The organism is Pseudomonas helleri (assembly GCF_009600315.1).
GTDB classification, from domain to species: domain Bacteria; phylum Pseudomonadota; class Gammaproteobacteria; order Pseudomonadales; family Pseudomonadaceae; genus Aquipseudomonas; species Aquipseudomonas helleri_A.
Genome location: NZ_WIWC01000001.1, coordinates 30,493 through 56,813, shown reverse-complemented (window position 1 = coordinate 56,813; position 26,321 = coordinate 30,493). Strand labels below are relative to the sequence as shown.

Below are 26,321 nucleotides of genomic sequence, written 5' to 3'. Positions count from 1 at the left end.
GCGTAGTGCTTCCTCAATTAAACCAAAACACCGGACTGGCGCAGAGCCTGACGCAGCGGTTCGTGGCAGGGTTCGCTGAGCCAGGTGAGCGGCAGACGGATACCGTCCGGCATCAGGCCCATCTCGTGCAGCGCCCATTTCACGGGGATAGGGTTGGATTCGATAAACAGGGTTTTATTGAGCGGCATCAGCTTTTCGTGAATCGCGCGAGCCGTGACAGCATCACCCTTCATCGCGGCGGCACACAGATCGCTCATGGCACGCGGGGCCACGTTGGCGGTCACCGAAATATTGCCCTTGCCGCCGAGCAGGATCAGCTCGACTGCGGTAGCGTCATCACCGGAGTACACCAGAAAGTCTTCGCTCACACCGGCCAGAATAGCCGGCACACGCGTCAAATCACCTGTGGCTTCCTTGATGCCAATGATGTTCGGCACGGTGGACAGGCGAATAACGGTGGCGGGCAGCATGTCGCAGGCCGTACGGCCCGGCACGTTGTAAAGAATTTGCGGGATGTCGACCGCTTCAGCGATGGTCTTGAAATGCTGATACAAGCCTTCCTGCGTTGGCTTGTTGTAATACGGTGTAACCAGCAGGCACGCATCGGCGCCGGCTTCTTTTGCATTTTTGGTCAGTTCGATCGCTTCACGCGTCGAGTTGGCACCCGTACCCGCGATGACCGGGATACGTCCTGCCACCTGTTTGACGACGAAACGAATCACTTCGATGTGTTCGTTCACATCCAGAGTTGCCGATTCACCTGTAGTGCCAACGGCAACAATGGCGTTGGTGCCCTCTTGCAGGTGAAAGTCCACCAGTTTGCTCAGAGCGTCCCAGTCAAGACGACCTTGTGCATCCATAGGTGTGACCAGTGCCACCATACTGCCCGCAATCATGCAACCGCTCCTGCCGGAAAAAGAGAGCCGTAATGGTACTGGCGCCTTGACCCTTGCACAAGCAACAGCGCGCCCGATGAGCATTCCCCTTGGCGCTGCTTTTCGCTACCCTTCATCCTTTGATTGGTACTGATGTGTGTGTGCGTGTGTTTTACAGGTCTTTCTGTAAGCGTCCAACGCCCTGCCCTCGCCCCTTGGGGACGTGTTTGCATACCGTGCAAACGGCCTGCAGGCGGGCGTATGGAGCGTTTCAAACACCCTGAATCATCGGCGCACACCATCGACCGTACTGACCGCTCATCGTTTTAGGAAGGCTGAATGTCCACCCCCACAGTTCGCGAACAATTCCTTGTCATCAGTGCCCTTGGCGCCAACCCAATGGAGCTGACTAACGTCCTGTGCCGCGCCAGCCATGAAAATCGCTGTGCCGTCGTGACCTCCCGCCTCACTCGCCATGGCGAATGCAGCGCGCTGGTGCTGGAAGTCACCGGCAGCTGGGATGCGCTGGCACGACTCGAAGCCGGCTTGCCAGCATTGGCCAAAAAGCATGCTTTCAGCGTCAACGTGGTGCGCAGCGCCGCACTCGAAACCCGTCCTCAAGCATTGCCTTATGTGGCCTATGTCAGCTCGGCCTACCGTTCGGACATCATCAACGAGTTGTGCCAGTTCTTCATGGACCACAATGTTGAGCTTGAAAACCTGACCTGCGACACCTATCAAGCACCGCAAACCGGCGGCACCATGCTCAACGCCACGTTTACCGTGACCCTGCCCGCGGGCGTGCAAATCAGCTGGTTGCGTGATCAATTCCTCGATTTCGCCGACGCGTTGAACCTGGATGCGCTGATCGAACCGTGGCGCCCACAAAACCCGATGTAAGGAAGCATGACCATGACCGTTGCAATTGACCAACCCGTCAACGACTTCGAGATTGCGGCGACGGGCGAGCAGACCGTCAAGCTGTCGGCGCTGAAGGGTAAACAGGTGGTGATTTACTTTTACCCCAAGGACAGCACGCCGGGCTGCACCACCGAAGGGCAAGGTTTTCGTGATCACTATGCCGAGTTTCAAGCGGCCAACACCGAAGTCTTTGGCGTATCGCGTGACAGCCTCAAGTCCCACGAGAACTTCAAGGCCAAACAGGGTTTTCCGTTTGAGTTGCTGAGCGACAAGGACGAAGCCTTGTGCCAGCTGTTTGACGTGATCAAGCTGAAGAAGTTGTATGGCAAGGAATACATGGGCGTGGATCGCAGCACGTTCCTGATCGACAAGGACGGCGTACTGCGTCACGAATGGCGCGGAGTGAAAGTGCCGGGGCATGTCGAGGCGGTGCTGGAACAGGCCAAGGTGCTGAATAACGGCTGACTGACCGACCCTCACCCCAACCCTCTCCCAGAGGGAGAGGGAGCTTGATTGATGGCATTACGCAAATCTGCTTTTGCTTTTAGTCCCCTCTCCCTCTGGGAGAGGGCTAGGGTGAGGGGCTCTTGACTTACTGACGCACCAGCCGAACATTCTGAAACTCAACCGCCTCAGTGCTGCGATACGGGTTGATATCCAGCCCGCCACGGCGCACATAGCGCGCATATACGGTTAATTTCTCGGGCTTGAGCAAACGCTGCAGGTCCAGGAAAATTCGCTCCACACACTGCTCATGAAAATCCGAGTGCTGACGGAAGCTCACCAGATACGCCAGCAAACTGGCATGATCCAGCGCCGCTCCACGATACTCGACCACCACCGTGCCCCAATCCGGCTGGCTGGTGACCGGGCAGTTTGATTTGAGCAAATGACTGTACACGCTCTCTTCAATCGCCCGCGCCTCATCGCACTTCAACAACTCGGGCCGCGGCTGCTCGTAATCACTGACCGTAATATCCAGCTCATCAATGCATACGCCCGGCAGAATGCCGACGCCATCGGCCTGCACGTCATCAAGGCTGCGGACACGCACGCCTACAGGCTTACCCGATGCGGCTGACAAGTCTGCAATCAACGTCGCCTCAAGGCTGTGTTTATCGGCAAAAACCGTCTGATTGAGCGAGTTGAGGTACAACTTGAAGGATTTGGACTCAACGATATTCGGTGAGTCCGCAGCAAAGCAGAACTCGCCAATGGCCACCACCGGCTTGCCCGATGGCAATAACCAGGAAAGCTCGAAGCAATTCCAATAATCCACCCCGACATACGGCAGCGTGTCGGCGCTCAGGCCCAGCTCGGCCCATTTCGCCGCACGCGGAATCGGAAACAGCAAGGACGGGGTGTAGGTGCTGATGTATTCACTGGACTTGCCCAGCGGCGAGTGTTCGGCTGCGGGATGCATGGTAAAAAACCTGGCTAGAAAAACCCGGCAATTCTATCGGGTTTAAGCCAGTCTTTCAGCGCCCGCAGACGATCAGACACGTTTAAGGTGCAATTTTTACCGTCCCAACCATTCCCGCCTGATAGTGACCCGGCACATTGCAGGCAAATTCCAGGTTATCGGTTTTGGTAAACGTCCAGATCAGCTCTGCCGTTTTGCCCGGCGCCACCAACACACTGTTGAGGTCATCGTGCTTCATTGCTCCATGGCCCATAGCCGAATGATCCATGCCCGCGTGACTCATTCCGGTCGGTGTGAGCATGCCGCTCTGTTGCATGTCGAGCATCTCTTTTTGATGTTCGACATGCATGGCAGCATGGCCCAGATTGAATTCGTGCAGCAACTGGCCTTTATTGACCAGCACAAAGCGCACCGTCTCCCCGGCCTTGACGTCCAGCGATTTGGGACTGAAGGCGATGTCGCTCATGTCCACCTCTACCGTGCGCGTAGCACTGGCGGCAGGCGCAGGATGACCAAAGTCCAACTGGTGTGCGGGCGATGCCATCACCGGCATACTTAACGCCAACCAACACCCCGCCAGAGACAAACCGCTACGAATACGCATACCCACTCCCAGAACGCAAAATACTTCATACAACTCTAACGTCCGCTACTGGCATTCAACTGACCGCAAGATTACAACTTTGTCAGATTGATCTTTCATTCCAATGGCCCATGTATAAGGCTGAGGATATTTTTGGATGAGCCCCCCATGAAGCTGCTGATTGTCGAAGACCAGGCCAAAACCGGCCAATACCTGCGCCAGGGATTGAGCGAAGCCGGATTTACCACCGAGCTGGCGGCGGACGGCATCACGGGCCAGCACCTGGCCTTGACCGGCGATTACGACCTGCTGATTCTCGACGTCATGTTGCCGGGGCGTGATGGCTGGCAAATTCTGCAGGCAGTGCGCAGTGCCGGGCTGGACATGCCCGTGCTGTTTCTGACCGCCCGCGATGCCGTCGAAGACCGCGTACATGGCCTGGAACTGGGCGCTGACGACTATTTGGTCAAGCCCTTTGCATTCTCGGAGTTGCTGGCTCGGGTGCGCAGCTTGCTGCGCCGTGGCAGCAGCACAGCACAAGAAACCAGCCTGCAACTGGCCGACCTGCGCCTCGATCTGATCCGCCGCCGTGTCGAGCGAGACGGCCAGCGTATCGACCTCACCGCTAAAGAGTTTGCCTTGCTCGAACTGCTGCTGCGCCGTCAAGGCGAAGTCCTGCCCAAATCCCTGATTGCGTCACAGGTCTGGGACATGAACTTCGACAGCGACACCAATGTTATCGAAGTGGCGATTCGCCGTCTGCGCTTGAAGATCGACGACAACCACGAACACAAACTGATCCATACCGTGCGCGGCATGGGTTACGTGTTGGAAGAGCGCAGCCGATGATGCCGCGCCTGTCCCTGAGCAGTCGGCTGGCATTGCTGTTTGCCGCCTGCACCGCCGTGGTGTCGCTGTTTGCTGGGGTGCTGTTCGGCCGCGCCAGCGAGGCGCACTTCGTCGAGCTGGACCAACAATTGATGGAGAGTCGTCTCGCCGTCCTGCGCATCACCTTGAAAGACGCCGATACCCTTGAACGATTCAAGCAGCGCCTGCCTGACCTGCTGGAAAACCTTCGCCAGCAGCCTGACCTGACGCTGAGGGTGCGCAGCCCTGACGGGCATGTGTGGTTCGACAGCTCGCAAAATTTGCCGGATGAACTGCCCATTCACTCCGGATTGGAAAGCCTGCAAATAAACGGCACGGATTACCGGGTACTTAACCCAACTCCTGACACTGCTAGTGAACCGCGTCTGACATTGCTGCTGGACATCACTCACCACCAACACTTCCTGCAACGCATGCAGCACCTGATATGGCTCACGGTCGGCCTCTCTGCGCTGGCCACAGCGCTTCTCGGTGCTTGGGCAGCCCGTAGCGGCTTGCGCCCGTTGCGCCGCATGAGCGCGATTGCAGCCAGCGTTTCAGCTGACTCCCTTAACGCCCGTCTACCGCAAAAGGACATGCCTGCCGAACTGGCCGAACTGGCCGTGGCGTTCAATGCCATGCTGGAGCGCCTGGATGATTCTTTTCAGCGACTGTCGGCGTTCTCCGCTGATATTGCGCATGAATTGCGCACACCTCTTTCGAACCTGCTGACCCATACCCAAGTGACCCTGACCCGCCCCAGAGGCATTGACGAGTACCGCGAAGCCCTGCACAGCAACCTCGAAGAGCTGCAATGGATGGCCCAACTGGTCAACGACATGCTGTACCTGGCCAAGGCTGATCATGGCTTGCTTTCACCGCGTCGCGAGCCGCTTGAATTGGGCCGGGAGGTGGATGCCTTGCTGGAATTTTATGCATTGCTGGCCGAAGACTCGCGGATTGAATTGAGCCGCGAAGGTGATGGCCATATTGCAGGCGATCGCAGCATGTTACGGCGCGCGCTTTCAAACCTGCTGGATAATGCGCTGCGCTTTACGCCCGCTGGAGGCGCAGTCAGGGTGTTGATAGGGTCGTCGGCCAATGGCATTCGTATCAGTATTGAAAACACCGGCACTGCAATCCCCGCCGAATTGCTGCCGCGCCTGTTTGACCGGTTTTATCGAGCGGATCCAGCAAGGCGCGAAGGCAGTAGTGAGCACGCGGGGTTGGGGCTGGCGATTACCCAGTCAATCATTCGTGCCCATGGCGGACAGATTCGTTGTGAGTCGCAGGAGGGGGTGACGCGGTTTGTGATGGAGCTTGCTGAAAAGCAACCCTCACCCTAGCCCTCTCCCGGAGGGAGAGGGAACAGACCGCATACATTTTCAAGAACACCACACATCAGTCCCCTCTCCCTCCGGGAGAGGCGTGGTGAGGGGCTTTCTGCGATCACGAATAACGCAACGCATGCGCCGGTTGAATTTTCGCCGCCCGATACGCCGGATACAGTGTCGCCAAAAAGCTCAGCACAAAGCCGGCACCGCAGATCAGCGCCACATCAGCGCCCTGCAGTTCAGAAGGCAGGTTGCTGACGAAATACACGTCCGAGCTGAAAATATGCTGCCCAGACACCCGCTCCATCCAACCCACCAGCTCGCTGACATTGAGCGCTGCGATCACACCCAGCACGCCGCCAATCAACGTACCGACAATGCCAATCACCGTGCCCTGCACCATAAAAATCGCCATGATCTGGCGCGGTGTGGCACCAATAGTGCGCAGGATGGCAATGTCCGCGCCTTTGTCATTCACCACCATGATCAAGGTGGCGATGATGTTGAACGCGGCCACGGCAACGATCATTAACAGCAACAGACCAATCATGGTCTTTTCCATCTTCATGGCACTGAACAGGCTGCCTTGGGTGTGAGTCCAGTCGTCTGCCTTGTAATCGGCACCCAGGCCGGCCACGATCTGCTGCGAAACCTGGGGCGCCGCATACAAATCCTTGACCGCCAGACGCACACTTTGCACCTGATTCGGCTCCCAGTGCTGAATCGCGGCTGCATCGGCCATATGGACAAGCCCCATGGTGCCGTCCAGCTCAGCCCCGACTTTGAAGATACCCACCACGTTCAACCGCTGTAAACGCGGGGTAATCCCGCCCGGCGCGGTGCTGGCTTCGGGCACGATCAAGGTGATTTTGTCACCGACCGCCAGACGGAAGCGCCGCGCGGTAATATCGCCCAGCACCACACCAAACTCACCGGGTTTAAGGTCGTCGAGCTTGCCCTGCACAATGTGCTGGGTGACGATCGACACCTTGCCTTCCTGCGCCGGATCGATACCGCTGATCTGAATCGGCTGCATCGACCCCTTGTAAGAAAGCATGCCGTCCATTTCGGTAAACGGCACTGCAGCAGTAACCTCAGGATTTTTCATCGCCGCGTCAGCCACCGGGCGCCAGTCGTCAATCGGCTTGACGCCCACTACGGTGGCATGCGGCACCATGCCGAGGATGCGGTTACTCATTTCACGCTGAAAACCGTTCATCACCGACAACACCACGATCATCGCCAGCACGCCCAGGGCGAGGCCAATCATCGACGTCATGGAAATAAACGAAACAAAACGATTGCGGCGCTTGGCGCGGGTATAGCGCGTGCCGATAAAAATCGATAACGGTCTGAACATTCGCGGGCACCGTATAAAAATAAAAGACCCGACGCCAGAAAACGGCGCCGGGCTTGGCCGATCACATCGCGCTCAGGCGACCTTCTTGCAGGTGCAACACGCGGTCCATCTGCCGGGCCAGGTTCATGTCGTGAGTCACCACCAGAAACGCAGTGCGCATCGAGGTGCTGAGCTCAAGCATCAAATCCTGAATGCCTTGGGCGGTGTGTGAGTCGAGGTTGCCGGTGGGCTCATCGAGCATCACCAGCCCCGGCTTGTTGACCAGCGCACGGGCAATGGCCACACGCTGGCGCTCGCCACCCGACAGCTCGGCCGGTTTGTGCTCCAGACGATGGCCCAACCCCACACGGGTCAACAACGCGGTGGCACGCTCGCGCGCTTCCGGGATCGGTGTTTTCCCGATCAGCAGGGGCATGCAGACGTTTTCCAGCGCGGTGAACTCGGGCAGCAAATGGTGGAACTGGTACACAAAACCCAACGAGCGATTGCGCAACAGACCGCGGGCCTTTTCGCCCAGCGCCGACAGTTCTTCACCCGCCAGCCACACGCTGCCGCTGGTGGGCGTATCGAGGCCACCGAGCAGATTGAGCAAGGTACTTTTGCCCGAGCCCGACGTACCGACAATCGCCACGCGCTCACCGGGATGCAGTTCAAGCTGCAAACCCGACAACACCACCACGGACTCCGGGCCTTCCTCGTAGGACTTGCCCAGGTCGCGGCAACTCAACACTGCTTGTTCTTTCATGCCCAACTCACTCATAACGAAGCGCCTGCGCAGGCTGGGTGCGTGCAGCACGCCAGGCCGGGTACAAGGTCGCGAGGAAACTCAGAACCAACGCCGCGCCGCAGACCATCAACACATCCTGCGTCTGCAATTGCGAAGGCAGGTAGTCGATGAAATACACATCAGCATTGAGAAACTTGTGACCGATCAGCCCTTCAAGGGCCGAGATCGCAGCACTGACATTGAGCGCCGCAAGCATGCCCAGCACCGCGCCAATAGCTGTGCCGACGACCCCGATCACCGTGCCTTGCACCATGAAGATCGCCATGATCGTGCCCGGCGTCGCCCCCAGGGTGCGCAGGATGGCGATGTCGCCCTTCTTGTCATTGACCACCATCACCAGCGTGGAAATGATGTTGAACGCGGCCACGGCCACAATCAGCAGCAACAGCAAGCCAATCATGGCTTTTTCCATGCGAATGGCTTGATAGAGGTTGCCGTGGGTGCGGGTCCAGTCACGGGCGTAGTACTGGCTTTCGCCCAACTGCTGGGCAATGTCCCAGGCTGCACGTGGCGCTTCAAACAGGTCGTTGAACTTCAATCGCAGACCTTGCACCTGATCAGGTTTCCAACGTTGCAAGCGCGCCAGATCCTGCAGGTTGGTGACACCTAGATAGCCGTCAATTTCACCCGCGCCGACATGGAAAATGCCCTGCACGGTGAAACGCTTCATGCGTGGGAACATCCCGGCAGGCGTCACGGTGACTTCCGGCGCCACAAAGGTCAGTTTGTCGCCAATGGCAACGCCCAGCTTTTTAGCGGCTTTGTCGCCAATCACGATGCCGAAACTGCCGGGGGTCAGCGAATCGAGCTGCCCTTCCAGCATAAAGTGATCAATGATCGATACTTTGCGCTCCTGCGCCGGGTCGATGGCATTGAGCAGCACTTTCTGCACATTGCCGTCATGGGTCAGCAACCCCTGCATCTGGGTGTACGGCGCGACGGCCTCCACCTTGGGGTTTTGCTGAACCTTGGCGGCCAGGCTTTGCCAGTCGCTGATCGGCTGATCGCCGACGATGGTCGCGTGGGGCACCATGCCCAACACGCGGGTGCGCATTTCATGATCGAAACCATTCATCACCGATAACACCACAATCATCACGACCACGCCGAGGGCGAGTCCGATCATTGAAGTCAGAGAAATGAACGACACAAAATGATTGCGACGCTTTGCACGGGTATAACGCGTGCCGATAAATACGAAGAGAGGTCTGAACATGTCGGGGCTTGTTCGAGGGAAAAGAAGACGTCCTTGTGGCGAGGCCTGATAAGCAGCTTTACACTCAGACCACAGCCGCCATCATGGGTTCGCCATGTCGACATTAAATGAAGAAGATCGCCGCGAATACTACCGTATCGAGGATCTGATCGCACTGGAAATAACCCCGCTGTCGGACACCGACGCTGCGAGTGGCGAAGTGTTGCAGGATGCGTCGCCATTGTTCAATTTGCTCAGCGAACTGCACCTCAGCGAATTCGAATCCCAGCACCTGCTGCGCCAGATCAGCGAGCGCGACCGAACCCTCTCCAGCTACCTTAAAACCCTCAATAAACGCGTCGATTTGCTTAGCCAGATCGTGGCACAAACCGTGCTGGGCAAAATCGGCGAACTGCAACCGGTAAAGCTTTCAGAGGGCGGCATCGAGTTCTTCCATAAACAGCCGTTGCCCGTGGATGCCCCTCTCTCTCTGAAGCTGGTGCTGATGCCCCAAGCGCTGGGTTTGCTGTTACGCGCCCGCGTCGTTAGGTGCCACGCCGAGGATGAAGGCTATGTGATCGACACTGAATTCGTAGCCCTTAATGACACCCAGCGCCAGCTACTGGCACGATACATTTTGCAAAAACAGGCACAGGCACGCCGCCTCGCCCGCGAACAACACGAATCCGCAGCCGAGTAATCACTCGGGCTGCGCGCACGCTTATAAGGAGTACCTGTGACCCTGATTTATGGCCATCGCGGCGCCAAAGGCGAAGCACCGGAAAACACCCTCGCCAGCTTTGAGCAATGCCTCAAGCATGGCGTTCGTCGCTGCGAACTCGATCTGCACTTGTCCAAAGATGGCGAGCTGATGGTGATTCACGACCCCACCCTCAAGCGCACCACTGACCGACGCGGCAAAGTGATCGAGCACACCGCGGCCGACCTGATGACCTATGACGCACGCAAAGGCGGCCCGGGCTGGTTACAGCCGTGCCCGATTCCGCGACTTGAAGAACTGTTCGAAAAATGCAACTTCGAGCATTGGCAGCTTGAAGTCAAAAGCGCATCACGCACGCGTGCAGCCAGTACCGTATTGGCAATTCGCGAGATGGCTGAACGTCATGGCCTGATGGACAAAGTCACCGTCACCTCCAGCTCCCGTGAAGTGCTAAAAGCCGCACTGGAACTGACACCGGACTTGTCACGTGGACTGGTGGCCGAATACGCCTGGCTTGACCCGATCAAGGTCGCACAAAGTTATGGCTGTGACTTGCTGGCATTGAACTGGACACTCTGCACCCCGGAACGTCTGGCCAAAGCCCAGCGTCAGGGTTTGCATGTGTCGGTATGGACAGTCAACGAACCTGCGCTGATGCGCAGGCTCGCTGATTTCGGCGTCGACAGCCTGATTACAGACTTTCCCGGTTTGGCCACTGCCACCCTTGGGAATGGCTGAAATCGGTCTCCCCGGCCGGCTCAGGCCACCGGCCGGAGCCGCTTAAAAAAGCCGGTTAAGGCCATCGTAAGCCGCTACCCGATAAGCTTCAGCCATGGTCGGGTAGTTGAACGTAGTGTTCACGAAGTACTTCAGGGTATTGAGCTCGCCCGGCTGGTTCATGATTGCCTGACCGATGTGCACGATTTCTGAAGCCTGATAACCGAAGCAGTGGACGCCCAGCACTTCAAGGGTTTCACGGTGGAACAGGATTTTAAGCATGCCCTGAGGCTCACCGGCAATCTGCGCCCGCGCCATGCTTTTGAAGAACGCCTTGCCCACTTCATAAGGCACTTTGGCCTGGGTCAACTCCTGCTCGTTCTTGCCGATGGAGCTGATCTCGGGGATGGTGTAAATCCCGGTCGGCACGTCATTGACGAAGCGCCAGCTGCCGTTGTCGACGATACTGCCAGCGGCGGAACGGCCTTGGTCGTGAGCAGCACTGGCCAGGCTGGGCCAACCAATCACATCGCCTGCGGCGTAAATGTTTGGCACGGTGGTGCGGTAGTTTTCATCAACAGTGATCTGACCACGACCGTTGGGTTTGATGCCGATATTCTCCAGCCCCAGCAGGTCAGTGTTGCCGGTACGGCCGTTACACCAGAGCAAGGCGTCCGCCTTGATCTTCTTGCCGGACTTGAGGTGCAGGATCACGCCGTTTTCGACGCCTTCTACCCGCTCATACTCTTCGTTGTGGCGAACGGTGATGTTGTTGTTGCTGAAGTGGTAGCTCAGCGCTTGCGAGATCTCGGAGTCGAGGAAGCTCAGCAGTTGCTCGCGGTTATCCACCAGCTCAATCAACACCCCCAGACCACTGAAGATCGACGCATATTCGCAGCCGATCACGCCAGCCCCATAAACAATCAGCTTACGCGGGGTGTGGCCCAGACTAAGAATGGTGTCGCTATCGTAGATACGCGAGTGAGTGAAATCGATATCAGCCGGGCGATAGGGACGCGAGCCGGTGGCGATAATGATCTGCTTGGCCATCAGGGTTTCAACAACGCCGTTGGTGCAGACCACTTCAATGGTTTGCTCATCGGTAAAGCTGCCGGTGCCGAAGAACAGGTCGACGCGGTTACGTGCGTAGTAACCGGTGCGTGAAGCCACTTGCTTGGAAATAACCTTCTCGGCGCTTTTCAGCACGTCCGGAAACGAGAACCAACGCGGCTCACCAATGGCCCGAAACATCGGATTGGTGTTGAATTGCATGATCTGGCGAACCGAGTGACGCAAGGCTTTGGACGGGATCGTGCCCAAGTGCGTGCAGTTGCCGCCAACCTGACGCCGGCTATCGACCATCGCCACTTTGCGCCCTGCTTTTGCGGCGTTCATTGCCGCACCTTCTCCTGCCGGGCCAGAGCCCAGTACCACTACGTCGTAGTTGTAGACAGCCATGCGTACTCCTCAGAACAGGCCGTGGCACCGCTTTGGGCACCTACGGCTAAATCATGTCGCGGCCAGCGCCATGAAGGATCAAAACGTGGGGCACAGTCTATAGAAGCCTGAACGCCGCGAACATTAACCCTTGGTCTGGTCGTTGGCTATTTTTGCATTCACTACACAATCACAATGCCTCCTGCGACATAAATTCAAAAAACTGGCATAACCTCAATCCACACGCCCCATCGGATAGCCAAATGCGCCAGCTATTGATCGCTCTTGCGCTGACCTTCAACGCCGCCGTTGCGGCCGACGATGCTGCGCTTATAAACGAGGCCAGCTTCCCTGCGCAATGGCGCGAAGGCTCGCAGATCATGCCGCGCCAAGGTCAGATTGTTCTGACCTACCTCTGGGCCGATATTTATGCCGCCGCGCTGTACACCGCCTCGGGCGTGCCTCCCCAGCAAGCGTTTGATCAGCAGCGCGACCTGCGTCTGGAACTGTTCTATCTACGCGACCTGAAACACAGCGATATCATCAAAGCCTCCGCGACCATCCTTGAGCGCCAACACCCGCCAACCGTATTGACGCCCCTCGTACCCGAACTGAAAAAATTACAAGACAGCTTCGGCGACATCAAACGCGGTGATCGCCTCACCTTGAATTTCTCACCCCAACGCGGCCTGAACCTTGAACGCAATGGCAAGGTGATTTTCAACAGCCAGAACCCTGCACTGGCCAAAACCTATCTCGGCATCTGGCTCGCGCCCGACGGTTTGCCCGAAAACCTGCGTAAGACCTTGATGAAACTTACCCCCTGACCCGCCCTGTAGTCCCCACAACAGTTGCCTACATAATTTGATACACATATGGTTACAAAACTGTTTTGGGCAAAAGCCAATGCTCGGCCCTTGCAGTGCGGACTAGCAAAAAAACATGGATTACGCATAAAACAGATAACAGCGGGTGATTTCTGATGGCCTCCAGTACGGGCACAGGCAAAGCGATTTTTCGCGTTGTCAGCGGTAACTTTCTTGAGATGTTCGACTTTATGGTCTTCGGCTTTTACGCCACGGCCATTGCCAAAACCTTCTTTCCCACCGATAGCGCTTTTGCCTCACTGATGCTTGCCCTGGCGACGTTCGGCGCCGGTTTCCTGATGCGCCCTCTGGGTGCCATTTTTCTCGGTGCATACATCGACCGCCACGGCCGCCGCAAAGGCCTGATCATTACATTGGCCCTGATGGCCATGGGCACGGTGCTGATTGCCTGCGTACCGGGCTATTCCACTCTGGGCGTCGCCGCCCCGCTGCTGGTACTGCTGGGCCGTTTACTGCAAGGTTTCTCTGCCGGCGTGGAGCTGGGCGGAGTTTCGGTCTATCTGGCAGAGATAGCCACACCGGGCCGTAAAGGCTTCTTTGTAAGCTGGCAGTCCGCCAGCCAACAAGCGGCGGTAGTGTTTGCCGGTTTGCTGGGCGTAGGCCTCAACCACTGGCTGAGCCCCGCCGAAATGGGTGAATGGGGCTGGCGTATCCCTTTCCTGATTGGCTGCATGATCGTGCCGGTGATCTTTGTCGTCCGTAAATCCATGCAGGAAACCCCGGAGTTTGAAGCCCGCAAGCATCACCCCACGTTGCGCGAAATCGTGCGTTCTGTCGGGCAAAACTTTGGCCTGGTGCTCGGCGGCATGGCTTTGGTGATCATGACCACCGTGTCGTTCTACCTGATCACCGCCTACACCCCGACTTTCGGCAAGGCAGAACTGAACCTGACGGATCTGCAAGCTTTGCTGGTGACCGTGTGCATCGGCCTGTCGAACTTCTTCTGGCTGCCGGTCATGGGTTCGCTGTCTGACAAAATCGGGCGCAAGCCACTGCTGCTGGGATCGACGATACTGGCCATCTTGACCGCCTACCCGGCCTTGTCATGGCTCGTGGCCAATCCAAGTTTCAGCCATTTGCTGATTGTCGAATTGTGGCTGTCATTCCTGTACGGCTCGTATAACGGCGCTATGGTGGTCGCCCTGACCGAAATCATGCCGATTGAAGTCCGCACCACCGGTTTTTCACTGGCTTACAGCCTGGCGACCGCGACGTTCGGTGGCTTCACCCCGGCGGCCTGTACTTACCTGATCCATGTGCTGGATAACAAGGCCGCTCCCGGTTTGTGGTTGACGGGTGCGGCTGTATTGGGACTGATCGCAACCGTGGTGCTGTTTCGTGGCAATCAGCATCAACTGCGTACAGCGCAATCGGCAGTGCCGGCTAACGCCTGACTCATGCCCCGTAGCAGCTGCCGCAGGCTGCGTCCGGCGGTGAAACCGTCGCAAAACCTGTAGTCGTGGTTTCTCAGACATACCACGAGCACAGGTTTTACGATCGCTGCGCAATCGGACGCAGCCTGCGGCAGCTGCTACAAAAGTAAATGACAGCACACACAAAAACGCCCCGACATGTCGGGGCGTTTTCAGTTGCTGCGGTTGCTTAGCGCGGGAACGCTGGCGGGTTAACCCCAGCCATGTCTTCCATCACTCGCACTACCTGACAGCTGTAACCGAATTCGTTGTCGTACCACACGTACAGCACAACGCGGTTGTCATTGCAGATAGTCGCTTCAGCATCCACCACACCGGCGTGACGCGAACCCACGAAGTCAGTGGAAACCACTTCCTGCGAGCTCACAAAGTCGATTTGCTTGTGCAGATCGGAGTGCAGCGCCATGTGACGCAGGTACTCGTTCATTTCTTCACGCGTTGCTGGCTTCTCAAGGTTGAGGTTGAGAATCGCCATCGACACGTTCGGCGTAGGGACGCGAATCGCGTTACCAGTCAGCTTGCCAGCCAGCTCAGGCAGCGCCTTGGCCGCAGCAGTGGCTGCACCGGTCTCGGTGATTACCATGTTCAACGCGGCGCTACGACCACGGCGATCGCCTTTGTGGAAGTTGTCGATCAGGTTCTGGTCGTTGGTGTACGAGTGAACCGTTTCAACGTGACCGTTGACGATACCGAACTTGTCGTTGACTGCCTTGAGCACCGGCACGATGGCGTTGGTGGTGCAGGAGGCTGCCGAGACGATCTTGTCGTCAGCCGTGATTTCGCCATGGTTGATGCCATGAACGATGTTTTTCAGCTTGCCTTTGCCCGGCGCGGTCAGCACCACACGGTCAACGCCAGGGCACTGCAAGTGCTGGCCCAGACCTTCAGCATCACGCCATACACCGGTGTTATCCACCAGCAGTGCGTTTTCAATGCCGTATTGGGTGTAATCCACCTCGGTCGGGTTCTTCGCGTAGATCACCTGAATCAGGTTGCCGTTGGCGGTAATCGTGTTGTTTTCTTCATCCACCACGATGGTGCCATCGAACGGGCCGTGAACCGAGTCACGACGCAACAGGCTTGCACGCTTGACCAGGTCGTTATCGGCGCCTTTACGCACGACAATGGCACGCAGACGCAGGCCGTCGCCGCCACCGGTTTTTTCGATCAGGATGCGCGCCAGCAAGCGTCCGATACGACCGAAACCGTACAACACAACGTCGGTGCCTTTACGGGCTGCAGCGTTTTGCTGACCCACGACATCGGCCAACTCATCACGAACGAACTGCTCGGCAGTCCGCCCATTGCCCTCAGCCTTGAATTTGACGGCCAGCTTGCCCAGGTCTACCGAAGCAGCGCCGAGCTTGAGCTCGCTCATTGCTTTAAGCAGCGGGAACGTATCGTGCACGGACAATTCGATGTCATCGGACTGACGATGGCGAGCAAAGCGGTGCGCTTTAAGAATCGCAATGACTGAACGGTTGATCAGGCTGCGGCCATAGATCGAGCTCACCACGTTGTTATTGCGGTAAAGCTGGCCGATTAGCGGAATCATCGCTTCTGCGAGTGCTTCACGGTCGATCCATTCACCAAGACACTGGTCGGGCTTCTGAGTCACGGGAACCTTCCACATGTAGGGGCTGAAAAAAGGGGCTACATTATGCCGCTGCACCCAGGCAGGGGCAATGCACGCCTGTCACACGTCGCTACTGAAACGATTAAGCCTCAACGAATATAGGCGAAAAAAAATCTACAAAGGCGCTTTTCTCGGGTGAAATGCCCTTGCGCAGCGCCTCTTGCGCCCCCATGTTCGTCCACATCTGCTGATTTCAATGGCGCTAAAAGACGGTAACTGACAGCCAGCCCCTTGGCCCGTTACACTTGCCGACTTTGCCGCAACGCTTGGAGCTCAACCTTCCGTGCCCGTCCTGCGTCTACCGAAACTCCCTGCTACGGCAGGTAAACAGCACTGGAGCAACCTGCCCGGTGCCGCCCTGAGCCTGGCCATTGCCGAAGCCGCCAGCGCCGCCCAGCGCTTTACACTGCTGCTGACAGCGGACAGCCAAAGCGCCGAACGTCTTGAGCAGGAATTAAGGTTTTTTGCGCCCGATTTGCCGGTGCTGCATTTTCCCGACTGGGAAACCCTGCCCTACGACCTGTTCTCGCCCCACCAAGACATCATTTCCCAGCGTATTGCCAGTTTGTACCGGCTACCCGAGCTGAGTCATGGCGTTTTGGTAGTGCCGATTACCACGGCCCTACATCGTCTGGCGCCCACCAAGTTTCTGCTCGGCAGCAGCCTGGTGCTGGACATCGGCCAGAAGCTTGATGTCGAGCAAATGCGCACTCGCCTCGAAGCCAGCGGCTACCGCTGCGTTGATACGGTGTATGAGCACGGCGAGTTCGCGGTGCGCGGTGCGTTGATCGATCTGTTCCCGATGGGCAGCAAACTGCCTTACCGCATCGACTTGTTCGACGACGAAATCGAAACCCTGCGCACCTTCGACCCGGAAACCCAGCGTTCCATCGACAAGGTTGAATCAGTCCGCCTGCTTCCGGCCCGCGAGTTTCCGCTGCAAAAAGATGCCGTCACCCGTTTCAAGGCACGCTTTCGCGAACGTTTTGATGTCGACTTCCGCCGCTGCCCGATCTTTCAGGACTTAAGCAGCGGGATTACCCCGGCCGGTATCGAGTACTACCTGCCGTTGTTTTTCGACGAAACCTCGACGCTGTTCGACTACCTGCCCGCTGACACCCAGGTGTTCTCGCTGCCCGGCATTGAAAAAGCCTGCGAAAACTTCTGGTCGGACGTACGCAACCGCTACGAAGAACGCCGTGTCGACCCGTCGCGCCCCTTGCTGCCACCCGCCGAATTGTTTTTGCCTGTTGAAGATTGCTTCGCCCGCCTGAAAAACTGGCCACGCGTGGTGGTCAGTCAGGACGATGTAGAGCCCGGCAGCAGTGGCGAGCGTTTCCCGGCGCAAAAACTGCCCAATCTGGCCATAGAAGCCAAGGCCAACCAGCCGCTGCATGCCCTGTCAGGCTTTCTCGATCAATTCGAGGGCCGCGTGCTGTTTACCGCCGAATCCGCCGGGCGCCGTGAAGTCCTGCTTGAACTGCTTGATCGCCTGAAACTAAAGCCCAAGACGGTCGACAGCTGGGGCGATTTCGTCACCAGCAAACACCGCCTGGCAATCACCATCGCCCCGCTGGATGAAGGCCTGTTACTGGACGATCCAGCGCTGGCGCTGATCGCCGAAAGTCCGTTGTTCGGTCAACGGGTGATGCAGCGTCGACGTCGCGACAAACGCGCCGACGCCAACAATGATGCGGTCATCAAGAACCTCACCGAGTTGCGTGAAGGCGCCCCCGTGGTGCATATCGACCACGGTGTGGGCCGCTACCAGGGGCTGGCTACCCTTGAAGTCGACAATCAGATCGCTGAATTCCTGACCCTCGAATACGCCGAAGGCGCCAAGCTTTATGTGCCGGTGGCCAACCTGCACCTGATCGCCCGCTACACCGGCAGCGACGATGAACTGGCGCCGCTGCACCGCCTGGGCTCGGAAACCTGGCAGAAAGCCAAGCGCAAAGCCGCCGAGCAAGTGCGTGATGTGGCAGCTGAACTGCTGGATATCTACGCCCGCCGCGCCGCCCGTGAAGGGTATGCGTTTGAAGACCCGAAGGCCGACTACGCGACCTTCAGTGCCGGTTTCCCGTTTGAAGAAACCCCCGACCAGCAAACCACCATCGAAGCCGTGCGCGCCGACATGCTGTCGCCCAAACCGATGGATCGCCTGGTGTGTGGCGACGTAGGTTTCGGCAAAACCGAAGTGGCCATGCGCGCTGCTTTTATTGCGGTGCATGGCGGTCGTCAGGTGGCCATTTTGGTGCCTACTACCCTGCTCGCTCAGCAACACTACAACAGCTTCCGCGACCGTTTTGCCGACTGGCCGGTACGGGTTGAAGTCATGAGCCGATTTAAATCCGCCAAAAAAATCAACGCGGCAGTGGCGGATCTGGCCGAAGGCAAAATCGACATCGTCATCGGTACCCACAAACTGCTGCAAGACGATGTAAAGATCAAAAATCTGGGGCTGGTGATCATCGACGAAGAACACCGCTTCGGGGTTCGTCAGAAAGAACAGCTAAAAGCCCTGCGCAGTGAAGTCGATATTCTCACCCTCACTGCCACGCCGATCCCACGCACTCTGAACATGGCAGTGTCGGGCATGCGTGACTTGTCGATCATTGCCACGCCGCCAGCTCGCCGCCTGTCCGTGCGCACCTTCGTCATGGAGCAAAACAACAGCACGATCAAAGAAGCGCTGTTGCGTGAGTTGCTGCGTGGCGGCCAGGTTTACTACCTGCACAACGATGTGAAAACCATCGAAAAATGCGCCGCTGACCTCGCAGAGCTGGTGCCGGAAGCCCGCATCGGCATCGGCCACGGGCAGATGCGTGAGCGCGAACTCGAACAGGTGATGAGCGACTTTTATCACAAACGATTCAACGTGCTGATTGCCTCGACCATCATCGAGACCGGTATTGACGTGCCGAGCGCAAACACCATCATCATCGAACGGGCTGACAAGTTCGGTCTGGCGCAGTTGCACCAATTGCGCGGTCGTGTCGGACGCAGTCACCACCAGGCGTATGCGTATTTGCTGACGCCGCCGCGTAAACAAATTACCAGCGACGCGCAAAAACGCCTCGAAGCCATTGCCAACACTCAGGACCTTGGCGCCGGCTTTGTGCTGGCCACCAACGACCTCGAAATTCGTGGCGCAGGCGAGCTGCTGGGCGATGGCCAAAGCGGGCAGATTCAAGCCGTCGGCTTTACCCTGTACATGGAAATGCTCGAACGCGCAGTGAAATCGATCCGCAAGGGCGAACAACCCAACCTCGACCAGCCGCTGGGGGGCGGGCCGGAAATCAACCTGCGTGTACCAGCCTTGATCCCTGAGGCGTATCTGCCGGATGTGCACGCGCGACTGATCCTCTACAAGCGCATTGCCAACGCCAGCGACGAAGAGGGCCTCAAAGACCTGCAAGTCGAGATGATCGACCGCTTTGGGCTACTCCCGGAGCCGACCAAAAATCTGGTGCGTATTACGGCGCTCAAGCTGCAAGCCGAGCAGCTGGGCATCAAAAAAGTAGACGCAGGTCCGCAAGGCGGTCGTATCGAATTCGCCTCCGACACACCGGTTGATCCGCTGGTACTGATCAAACTGATCCAGGGCCAGCCCAACCGTTATAAGTTCGAAGGCGCGACCCTGTTCAAATTCATGGTACCCATGGAGCGCGCTGACGAGCGTTTCAACACCATCGAAGCGCTGTTTGAACGTCTGACGCCGAAGTCTTCCTGATGGCCATCGAATGAAACTGCCATGCCCTTGAGCCTGACCCCCACCCTGACCAAGCCGCTCGCAGCCACTTGGGTCAGCCGCTTCAAGGAACAAAGTCTGGAGCGTGGCCGCCGCTACGCTCTGGAAAACCGTGTCAGAATTGCTCAGGTTGGCGATAGCTTGATCACAGCCAGTTGCCAAGGCTCAGGTGACAGCATTTATCGTCAGACCATTGAACTGCGCGAGTCGGCCAAAGGCACTTTGCTCTTGGTCAGCGCGCACTGTACGTGCCCTGTTCGCGTTAACTGCAAGCATACTGCTGCTGTATTACTGAAGATTGAAGACACCTTGAACTACCCTGCCGCTGCCCAGGACGCCGAGCTTCTGGAAAAACTCCAGGCCGTACTCGACTCACGCCGCCCTGCCAACCTGCCTGAAGTGCTGATCGACGATGTGCAACCGGTGCCACGCCTGTGGCTTGCCAGCGCCGAATTCAGCGCCTTTGAACCGCGCAACGGCAAAATGCAGCGCTATACCCAGCACCGCGCAGCCCTGTCCTTCAACTACTTTGAGCACTATGTCAGCGGGCAGAAAAATACCGATGTGGTGATTCGTCAGGATCACCAAACGTTACGCATCAAACGCCGCCCCGCCGCGGAAAACGCCTACCGCGAACAGCTGCGCGAGCTGGGTTTCAAAATCGCCACTCGCCAAAGTAAAGCGCTGCCCGAAAGTGCCGGTGAGTTGTTTGAAATGGTCAACGACAGCGCCTGGTTGAATTTCACGCTCAACCAGTTACCCGCCTTGCGCGGGCAGGGTTGGGAATTACTGATTGATGAAGACTTTGGCTTTGACCTGTCCCCTGTCGAGGACTGGTACGCCAACGTTGAAGAAGCCCCGGAACATGACTGGTTCGATCTGGAGTTGGGCATCATCGTCAACGGCCAGCGCCTGAGCCTGTTGCCCATTCTGCTCAACCTGATGCGCTCGCACACAGACCTCCTCAGCCCCGAAAAACTGGCCAGACGCCGAGATGACGAACTGATATTGGTCAATATTCCGGCCACACCCAACAGCGACCACGGCCCGCTGCAAGTGGCGCTGCCGTATGGCCGTCTGAAACCGGTATTGGCCACGCTGGGCGAGTTCTATCTGAGCGAACCGGGTGCCACCACCCTGCGCATCAAAAGTGCCGACGCGCCGCGTCTTAATGCGCTGGATGGGCTGCCCCTGCGCTGGGAAGGTGGCGAACATATTCGCGGTTTTGCCCAACGCCTGCGCGACATCAAGGATTTCAGCGTCGAGGCGCCCGAAGGCCTCAACGCCACCTTGCGGCCTTATCAGCTGGAAGGTTTGAGCTGGATGCAGTCGTTACGCCAACTTGAAGTCGGCGGCATCCTTGCGGATGACATGGGTCTGGGTAAAACCCTGCAAACACTGGCGCACATTCTGAGCGAAAAGAACGCCGGACGACTTGATCGACCCGCGATGGTGATCATGCCCACTAGCCTGATCCCCAACTGGCTCGACGAAGCGGCGCACTTCACACCGCAACTCAACGTGCTGGCGCTGTATGGGCCTACGCGAAAAAAACACTTTGCGCATCTCAACGATTACGACGTCATTCTGACCACCTACGCCTTGTTGCCCAAAGACATCGAGCACTTGGCAAAACTGCCCCTGCACCTGCTCATCCTCGATGAAGCCCAGTACATCAAGAATCCCGGCAGCAAAGCCTCACAAGCGGCCTGCGAGCTGGTTGCACGCCAACGCCTGTGCCTTTCCGGTACGCCACTGGAAAACCACTTGGGCGAACTGTGGTCGCTGTTTCACTTCTTGATGCCGGGCTGGCTGGGCGACGCTCAACACTTTAACCGCAACTACCGAGTACCCATCGAACGCCACGGCAATGACGAGCGCTTGCAACACCTGAATGCGCGGATCAAACCCTTCCTGCTGCGCCGCACCAAAGAACAAGTGGCCACTGAACTGCCGCCTAAAACCGAGATCATCCACTGGGTTGATCTGAACGAAGCGCAGCGTGACGTGTACGAAACCATGCGCTTGGCGATGGACAAAAAAGTTCGCGACGAAATTACCCGCAAAGGGGTAGGACGTAGCCAAATCATTATTCTTGAAGCGCTGCTCAAACTTCGCCAGGTGTGCTGTGACCTGCGACTGGTTAGCGAGACACCGCCCAAGAAAGGCAGTACTTCGGGCAAGCTCGACAGTTTGCTGGACATGCTCGATGAACTGTTCGCCGAAGGTCGACGCATTCTGCTGTTTTCGCAGTTCACCTCCATGCTGCGCCTGATCGAAGCCGAGTTGAAAAAACGCAACATTCGCTACGCCCTGCTCACCGGCCAGACCCGCGATCGACGCACGCCAGTTAAGGACTTCCAAAGCGGTAAATTACAGATTTTCCTGATCAGCCTAAAGGCCGGTGGGGTCGGTTTGAATCTGACCGAAGCCGACACCGTGATCCACTACGACCCGTGGTGGAACCCAGCCGCGGAAAATCAGGCAACCGACCGAGCCTACCGAATTGGCCAGGAAAAGCCGGTGTTTGTGTACAAGATGATTGCCCGCGGCACCGTGGAAGAGAAAATCCAGCACTTGCAGCAGGAAAAGTCGGATTTGGCGGCAGGCGTGCTGGACGGAAGAATCGCCGGAGACTGGAAACTTCACGACGACGACATCGAAGCCTTGTTCGCCCCGCTGCCGCCAAAGGTCGAGAAGCGCTGATCCCCGGCTCAGCTCGCCTGCGTAGTCGCTGCCAAGGAACGAAGGCTGCGATCGGCCTGCATTGTGTAAAAACCGAGCACTGCGGTGTACTCGATTCGCCTCAATAAAGGTTTTACGCCAGCGTTTCAGTCGATCGCAGCCTTCGTTCCTTGGCAGCGACTACGGGAGTTGAAGTTCTACCCCGCCAACACCCGCGCCAAGGTCGCTTTGACCTTGCCCATGCCGTCATGCAGCGCCTGCTCAATCTCGGCCATGGTAATGATTGCCGTCGATTTACCCGCCGCCGGGTTGACCACCAGCGCCAGGCACGCGTAATCCAGCCCCAGCTCACGGGCCAGCGCCGCTTCAGGCATGCCGGTCATCCCCACAATGTCGCAACCATCACGCTCAAGGCGGGCAATTTCCGCCACCGTCTCAAGACGTGGCCCCTGTGTGGCCGCGTACACGCCGTGACTACTGTAGGAGCAACCTTCAGCCGCCAGTGCCGCAATCAACTGCTCCCGCAAAGACTCGGTATAGGGGTAACTGAAATCGATGTGGGTCACCTGCTCCAGATCACCGGCAAAATAGGTGTGCTCACGGCCACTGGTGTAGTCAATCAGCTGATGCGGCACGCAGAAATGCCCTGTGCCCATCGCCATATGAATTCCGCCAACGGCATTCACTGCCAGAATCGCTTCGGCACCCGCTTGCTTCAACGCCCACAGGTTGGCGCGGTAGTTAATCTGATGCGGCGGTACGCGATGCGGATGGCCATGACGGGCCAAAAACAGCACCTCACGCCCGCCGAACTCACCGATCTGAATATCCGCAGAGGTCGGGCCATACGGCGTATCGAGTGCCAGCGAGCGGCTGATGGTCAGCCCTTCAAGCTGAGTCAGCCCTGTACCGCCAATAATTGCGTAAACCGTCATTGAGGCAGATCCCTTAATCAATTAATTGAGCATCTTTGAGTGCGCCCATCGCCACCAACCAACGCGGGCTCTGGCGATAATCAGTACTGGCCCAGGCTTGAGCGCGCATGCGCGCAATGCGTGGCGAAGGCGTGACCTTCAAGCGCTGGGCAGCGCTAAGTGCCAGTTCGGCAGCAGCGCGATCGTTGCACACCAAGCCCATGTCGCAGCCTGCCGACAAGGCCGCTTCGATACGACTGGCGGCATCGCCCACGACGTGAGCACCGGCCATTGACAGATCGTCACTGAAAATCACGCCATCAAATTGCAGTTCGCCGCGCAAAATATCCTGTAACCAGCGACGAGAGAAACCGGCTGGCTGGCTGTCAACTTGCGGGTAGATCACATGGGCTGGCATGACTGCCGCCAGTTGCTTGCTCAGACGTGCAAACGGCACGAGATCATGAGCGCGAATGTCTTCAAGGCTACGTTCGTCTGTCGGGATGGCCACATGGGAGTCAGCTTCTGCCCAGCCGTGCCCCGGGAAATGTTTGCCGGTGGCCGCCATGCCAGCATCATTCATGCCGCGGATGAAAGCGCCAGCCAAGGTCGCGGCGCGCTCAGGATCACCCTCGAATGAGCGACTGCCCACCACAGCACTGCGCTGGTAGTCCAGATCCAGTACCGGGGCAAAGCTCAAATCCAGACCCACAGCCAGAACTTCGGTGGCCATGATCCAGCCACACTGCTCGGCCAGATACTCTGCATTCGGATTGTCCGCAATGGCGCGCATCGCCGGCAACCTTACAAAGCCTTGGCGCAGCCGCTGAACACGGCCACCTTCCTGATCCACCGCCAGTAACAGGTCCGGGCGCACAGCACGGATCGAGGCACTTAATTCACGTACCTGACGGGGGTGCTCGATATTGCGCGCAAAAATGATCAGCCCGCCCACCTCAGGCTGGCGCAGCAATTGCCGGTCTTCGGCCGTCAGCCAAGTACCGGCCACGTCTACCATCAAGGAGCCTTGCAGGGCTGAACTCATGGAAAATCCTTAAATAAAGAGAGCGCTCATTACCTGCCGCGAACGTATGGACACAGCCATTCGCGCCGCAATCGAGGATTGCAGCGGTACATCGGCAAACGGGAATAAGTCAGGGTTGGGCATGGCGGCTAGCTTAGCGGAACTGCGCTGCCGCGCCCACCCGTACAGGTCAAACCTTAAGGGCAGCCTGTGAGGTTTTGGTCCGCGGGCGCATTTGAGCGCTGGCCATGGCGGGGTCAACAACCCCGCTTTCGGCGCGCATGCCTGCGGCCAGAAAGGGCACCATTAGGCGCATCACCTGCTCGATGGAGGTATTGATCCCAAAATCGGTTTCCGCTATCGCCCGCAAAGCCTTGATCCCGGACATGCTGAATGCCGCCGCACCGAGCATAAAATGCACGCGCCAGAACAGTTCTATGGGAGGAATTTGCGGCGCAGCTTCGTTAACCAACAACATATAGCGACGGAACACTTTGCCGTACATGTCTTCGAGGTAACGGCGCAAGTGGCCTTGGCTCTGACTGAACGCAAGCCCCAACAAACGCATGAAAATTGACAGGTCATTTCCGCTGCGCGGTTGAATCACCAGCGCTTGTTCGACCAGCATTTCAAGCAGTTCTTCCAGCGTGGGACGCTGCTCAGGCTTGCCCTGACGCCGCTCAAGTTCACGATCCAGATTGGCGCAGAAAGGCCCTAGAAAACGCGAAAAAACCGCCTGAATCAACGCCTTCTTGGACCCAAAATGATAATTGACGGCTGCGAGGTTAACCCCGGCCTTGCTGGTAATCAGCCGCAATGAAGTTTCGGCAAAACCTTTTTCCGCGAACAACTGCTCAGCAGCATCAAGGATACGTTCAACGGTTTCCGACTGGGCCATGTTTACTCCGGCTGAAAAACACTTAAAACAGGTGTTTGAAACATACGTTTCAGTTTGTAAAAAGTCAAGGTAACGTGTTCGTTTTACGACTGGCCGGTCTGGCATTAAAACACAGCCATAGCCTGTCCATCCTCACCCCACAAATGCCTGCACAATTAGCCTATAGGCGACCGTCCAGCGGACTACAGGAAATGGATGATTGCCAATAGGCCTTCACTGTATATAATCCCAGTCACTGTATAAAAAAACAGAGCGATCACCATGTTAAAACTGACGCCACGCCAAGCAGAGATCCTGGCTTTCATCAAGCGATGCCTGGATGACAACGGATACCCGCCCACCCGTGCCGAGATCGCACAGGAACTGGGCTTCAAGTCCCCGAACGCCGCCGAAGAGCACCTCAAGGCACTGGCCCGCAAGGGCGCCATCGAGATGACCCCCGGCGCGTCACGCGGCATTCGCATCCCGGGCTTCGAGGCCAAGGCCGACGAGTCAACACTGCCCATCATTGGTCGCGTCGCAGCCGGCGCCCCGATCCTGGCACAGGAACACGTCGAAGAGTCCTGCAACATCAACCCGACCTTCTTCCATCCCCGGGCCGACTACCTGCTGCGGGTCCAAGGCATGAGCATGAAGGACGTCGGCATATTTGATGGCGACCTTTTAGCCGTACATACCTGCCGCGAGGCCCGTAACGGTCAGATCGTCGTGGCGCGTATCGACGACGAAGTAACTGTAAAACGCTTCAAACGAGAAGGCAGCAAAGTCTGGCTGATCGCTGAAAACCCCGATTTCGCGCCCATTGAAGTGAATCTCAAAGAGCAGGAACTGGTAATCGAAGGCCTGAGCGTAGGCGTTATACGTCGCTAATTA

Annotated in this window: 22 protein-coding genes; 11 read left to right on the top strand and 11 right to left on the bottom strand. The window is 57.5% G+C overall.

The features are described 5' to 3' along the window. Positions 1–17: 17 nt before the first annotated feature. On the bottom strand, positions 18–896 hold the full coding sequence (gene dapA, locus GHN86_RS00260; RefSeq protein WP_153377084.1) for a 4-hydroxy-tetrahydrodipicolinate synthase: 879 nt from the start codon (positions 894–896) through the stop codon (positions 18–20). Positions 897–1,214: 318 nt separating this feature from the next. Between dapA and GHN86_RS00255 the strand changes: the two genes are divergently transcribed. Together GHN86_RS00255 and GHN86_RS00250 are read left to right on the top strand one after the other, a co-directional pair. Then, a complete protein-coding gene (locus GHN86_RS00255; protein WP_016780071.1) occupies positions 1,215–1,775 on the top strand; it encodes a glycine cleavage system protein R in 561 nt (186 codons plus the stop codon). 12 nt (positions 1,776–1,787) lie between these two features. Further along, positions 1,788–2,261 carry a peroxiredoxin gene (locus tag GHN86_RS00250; RefSeq protein ID WP_153377083.1) on the top strand — a complete coding sequence of 158 codons (474 nt, stop codon included), beginning with the start codon at positions 1,788–1,790 and terminating at the stop codon, positions 2,259–2,261. Between the two features lie 127 nt (positions 2,262–2,388). Here the strand turns inward: GHN86_RS00250 and queF are convergent, their stop codons facing one another. Together queF and GHN86_RS00240 are read right to left on the bottom strand one after the other, a co-directional pair. Next, positions 2,389–3,219, bottom strand: a complete 831-nt coding sequence (gene queF / locus GHN86_RS00245) for an NADPH-dependent 7-cyano-7-deazaguanine reductase QueF (protein ID WP_153377082.1) — start codon at positions 3,217–3,219, stop codon at positions 2,389–2,391. An 82-nt stretch (positions 3,220–3,301) separates the two neighbouring features. Then, positions 3,302–3,823, bottom strand: a complete 522-nt coding sequence (locus GHN86_RS00240; RefSeq protein WP_153377081.1) for a cupredoxin domain-containing protein — start codon at positions 3,821–3,823, stop codon at positions 3,302–3,304. A 147-nt stretch (positions 3,824–3,970) separates the two neighbouring features. On the opposite strand from GHN86_RS00240, the gene GHN86_RS00235 reads away from it, so the two are divergent. Further along, positions 3,971–4,651: a heavy metal response regulator transcription factor gene (locus GHN86_RS00235; protein ID WP_153377080.1), complete on the top strand. Its 681-nt coding sequence runs from the start codon at positions 3,971–3,973 to the stop codon at positions 4,649–4,651. Next, positions 4,651–6,015, top strand: coding sequence for a heavy metal sensor histidine kinase (locus GHN86_RS00230; protein ID WP_194286175.1), 1,365 nt, complete (start codon positions 4,651–4,653; stop codon positions 6,013–6,015). Before GHN86_RS00235 ends, GHN86_RS00230 begins: the two co-directional genes overlap by 1 nt. Positions 6,016–6,118: 103 nt before the next feature. On the opposite strand, the gene GHN86_RS00225 is transcribed toward GHN86_RS00230, so the two are convergent. From GHN86_RS00225 to GHN86_RS00215, 3 genes are all read right to left on the bottom strand, one after another. Continuing rightward, positions 6,119–7,363 carry a lipoprotein-releasing ABC transporter permease subunit gene (locus tag GHN86_RS00225; protein WP_153377078.1) on the bottom strand — a complete coding sequence of 415 codons (1,245 nt, stop codon included), beginning with the start codon at positions 7,361–7,363 and terminating at the stop codon, positions 6,119–6,121. Between the two features lie 61 nt (positions 7,364–7,424). After that, positions 7,425–8,108 carry a lipoprotein-releasing ABC transporter ATP-binding protein LolD gene (gene lolD, locus GHN86_RS00220; RefSeq protein WP_194286158.1) on the bottom strand — a complete coding sequence of 228 codons (684 nt, stop codon included), beginning with the start codon at positions 8,106–8,108 and terminating at the stop codon, positions 7,425–7,427. Between the two features lie 7 nt (positions 8,109–8,115). Continuing rightward, positions 8,116–9,366: a lipoprotein-releasing ABC transporter permease subunit gene (locus GHN86_RS00215; protein WP_153377076.1), complete on the bottom strand. Its 1,251-nt coding sequence runs from the start codon at positions 9,364–9,366 to the stop codon at positions 8,116–8,118. A gap of 94 nt (positions 9,367–9,460) precedes the next feature. On the opposite strand from GHN86_RS00215, the gene GHN86_RS00210 reads away from it, so the two are divergent. Together GHN86_RS00210 and GHN86_RS00205 are read left to right on the top strand one after the other, a co-directional pair. Continuing rightward, entirely contained in the window at positions 9,461–10,045 is a 585-nt protein-coding gene (locus tag GHN86_RS00210) for a PilZ domain-containing protein (protein WP_153377075.1), read from the top strand. Positions 10,046–10,081: 36 nt separating this feature from the next. Beyond that, positions 10,082–10,804 carry a glycerophosphodiester phosphodiesterase gene (locus GHN86_RS00205; protein WP_146383850.1) on the top strand — a complete coding sequence of 241 codons (723 nt, stop codon included), beginning with the start codon at positions 10,082–10,084 and terminating at the stop codon, positions 10,802–10,804. A 42-nt stretch (positions 10,805–10,846) separates the two neighbouring features. On the opposite strand, the gene sthA is transcribed toward GHN86_RS00205, so the two are convergent. Next, positions 10,847–12,241 (bottom strand): Si-specific NAD(P)(+) transhydrogenase, encoded by a 1,395-nt coding sequence (sthA, locus tag GHN86_RS00200; protein WP_153377074.1) that lies wholly within the window; start codon positions 12,239–12,241, stop codon positions 10,847–10,849. 242 nt (positions 12,242–12,483) lie between these two features. On the opposite strand from sthA, the gene GHN86_RS00195 reads away from it, so the two are divergent. Then, positions 12,484–13,047 (top strand): chalcone isomerase family protein, encoded by a 564-nt coding sequence (locus GHN86_RS00195; protein WP_153377073.1) that lies wholly within the window; start codon positions 12,484–12,486, stop codon positions 13,045–13,047. 155 nt (positions 13,048–13,202) lie between these two features. Then, positions 13,203–14,501: an MFS transporter gene (locus GHN86_RS00190; RefSeq protein ID WP_153377072.1), complete on the top strand. Its 1,299-nt coding sequence runs from the start codon at positions 13,203–13,205 to the stop codon at positions 14,499–14,501. A gap of 208 nt (positions 14,502–14,709) precedes the next feature. Here GHN86_RS00190 and GHN86_RS00185 read toward each other — a convergent pair whose 3' ends face one another. Then, the gene (locus tag GHN86_RS00185) at positions 14,710–16,173 is read right to left on the bottom strand and encodes a glyceraldehyde-3-phosphate dehydrogenase (RefSeq protein ID WP_153377071.1); all 1,464 of its coding nucleotides are present in this window, start codon (positions 16,171–16,173) and stop codon (positions 14,710–14,712) included. Positions 16,174–16,459: 286 nt separating this feature from the next. On the opposite strand from GHN86_RS00185, the gene mfd reads away from it, so the two are divergent. Both mfd and GHN86_RS00175 read left to right on the top strand, forming a co-directional pair. Beyond that, entirely contained in the window at positions 16,460–19,909 is a 3,450-nt protein-coding gene (gene mfd / locus GHN86_RS00180; RefSeq protein WP_323369941.1) for a transcription-repair coupling factor, read from the top strand. 21 nt (positions 19,910–19,930) lie between these two features. Next, positions 19,931–22,633 carry a DEAD/DEAH box helicase gene (locus tag GHN86_RS00175; RefSeq protein WP_153385926.1) on the top strand — a complete coding sequence of 901 codons (2,703 nt, stop codon included), beginning with the start codon at positions 19,931–19,933 and terminating at the stop codon, positions 22,631–22,633. Between the two features lie 176 nt (positions 22,634–22,809). Here the strand turns inward: GHN86_RS00175 and GHN86_RS00170 are convergent, their stop codons facing one another. The 3 genes from GHN86_RS00170 to GHN86_RS00160 all read right to left on the bottom strand — a co-directional run bounded on the left by GHN86_RS00170 (position 22,810) and on the right by GHN86_RS00160 (position 25,448). Continuing rightward, positions 22,810–23,547: an S-methyl-5'-thioinosine phosphorylase gene (locus GHN86_RS00170; RefSeq protein WP_153385925.1), complete on the bottom strand. Its 738-nt coding sequence runs from the start codon at positions 23,545–23,547 to the stop codon at positions 22,810–22,812. Between the two features lie 13 nt (positions 23,548–23,560). Further along, positions 23,561–24,559, bottom strand: a complete 999-nt coding sequence (gene nagZ, locus GHN86_RS00165; RefSeq protein ID WP_194286174.1) for a beta-N-acetylhexosaminidase — start codon at positions 24,557–24,559, stop codon at positions 23,561–23,563. Between the two features lie 181 nt (positions 24,560–24,740). Beyond that, on the bottom strand, positions 24,741–25,448 hold the full coding sequence (locus GHN86_RS00160; RefSeq protein WP_153377067.1) for a TetR/AcrR family transcriptional regulator: 708 nt from the start codon (positions 25,446–25,448) through the stop codon (positions 24,741–24,743). A 261-nt stretch (positions 25,449–25,709) separates the two neighbouring features. On the opposite strand from GHN86_RS00160, the gene lexA reads away from it, so the two are divergent. After that, positions 25,710–26,318, top strand: coding sequence for a transcriptional repressor LexA (gene lexA, locus GHN86_RS00155; protein WP_029611310.1), 609 nt, complete (start codon positions 25,710–25,712; stop codon positions 26,316–26,318). Positions 26,319–26,321 lie beyond the last annotated feature (3 nt).

What these genes read in the sequence shown, in the direction of transcription:
- GHN86_RS00210 (WP_153377075.1), top strand. Translation starts at nt 9,461, where the DNA reads ATGTCGACATTAAATGAAGAAGATCGCCGCGAATACTACCGTATCGAG.
- GHN86_RS00160 (WP_153377067.1), bottom strand. Translation starts at nt 25,448, where the DNA reads ATGGCCCAGTCGGAAACCGTTGAACGTATCCTTGATGCTGCTGAGCAG.
- sthA (WP_153377074.1), bottom strand. Translation starts at nt 12,241, where the DNA reads ATGGCTGTCTACAACTACGACGTAGTGGTACTGGGCTCTGGCCCGGCA.
- GHN86_RS00190 (WP_153377072.1), top strand. Translation starts at nt 13,203, where the DNA reads ATGGCCTCCAGTACGGGCACAGGCAAAGCGATTTTTCGCGTTGTCAGC.
- lexA (WP_029611310.1), top strand. Translation starts at nt 25,710, where the DNA reads ATGTTAAAACTGACGCCACGCCAAGCAGAGATCCTGGCTTTCATCAAG.
- GHN86_RS00255 (WP_016780071.1), top strand. Translation starts at nt 1,215, where the DNA reads ATGTCCACCCCCACAGTTCGCGAACAATTCCTTGTCATCAGTGCCCTT.
- queF (WP_153377082.1), bottom strand. Translation starts at nt 3,219, where the DNA reads ATGCATCCCGCAGCCGAACACTCGCCGCTGGGCAAGTCCAGTGAATAC.
- GHN86_RS00230 (WP_194286175.1), top strand. Translation starts at nt 4,651, where the DNA reads ATGCCGCGCCTGTCCCTGAGCAGTCGGCTGGCATTGCTGTTTGCCGCC.
- GHN86_RS00175 (WP_153385926.1), top strand. Translation starts at nt 19,931, where the DNA reads ATGCCCTTGAGCCTGACCCCCACCCTGACCAAGCCGCTCGCAGCCACT.
- lolD (WP_194286158.1), bottom strand. Translation starts at nt 8,108, where the DNA reads ATGAAAGAACAAGCAGTGTTGAGTTGCCGCGACCTGGGCAAGTCCTAC.
- GHN86_RS00235 (WP_153377080.1), top strand. Translation starts at nt 3,971, where the DNA reads ATGAAGCTGCTGATTGTCGAAGACCAGGCCAAAACCGGCCAATACCTG.
- GHN86_RS00170 (WP_153385925.1), bottom strand. Translation starts at nt 23,547, where the DNA reads ATGACGGTTTACGCAATTATTGGCGGTACAGGGCTGACTCAGCTTGAA.
- GHN86_RS00250 (WP_153377083.1), top strand. Translation starts at nt 1,788, where the DNA reads ATGACCGTTGCAATTGACCAACCCGTCAACGACTTCGAGATTGCGGCG.
- dapA (WP_153377084.1), bottom strand. Translation starts at nt 896, where the DNA reads ATGATTGCGGGCAGTATGGTGGCACTGGTCACACCTATGGATGCACAA.
- GHN86_RS00215 (WP_153377076.1), bottom strand. Translation starts at nt 9,366, where the DNA reads ATGTTCAGACCTCTCTTCGTATTTATCGGCACGCGTTATACCCGTGCA.
- GHN86_RS00195 (WP_153377073.1), top strand. Translation starts at nt 12,484, where the DNA reads ATGCGCCAGCTATTGATCGCTCTTGCGCTGACCTTCAACGCCGCCGTT.
- GHN86_RS00185 (WP_153377071.1), bottom strand. Translation starts at nt 16,173, where the DNA reads ATGTGGAAGGTTCCCGTGACTCAGAAGCCCGACCAGTGTCTTGGTGAA.
- GHN86_RS00240 (WP_153377081.1), bottom strand. Translation starts at nt 3,823, where the DNA reads ATGCGTATTCGTAGCGGTTTGTCTCTGGCGGGGTGTTGGTTGGCGTTA.
- GHN86_RS00225 (WP_153377078.1), bottom strand. Translation starts at nt 7,363, where the DNA reads ATGTTCAGACCGTTATCGATTTTTATCGGCACGCGCTATACCCGCGCC.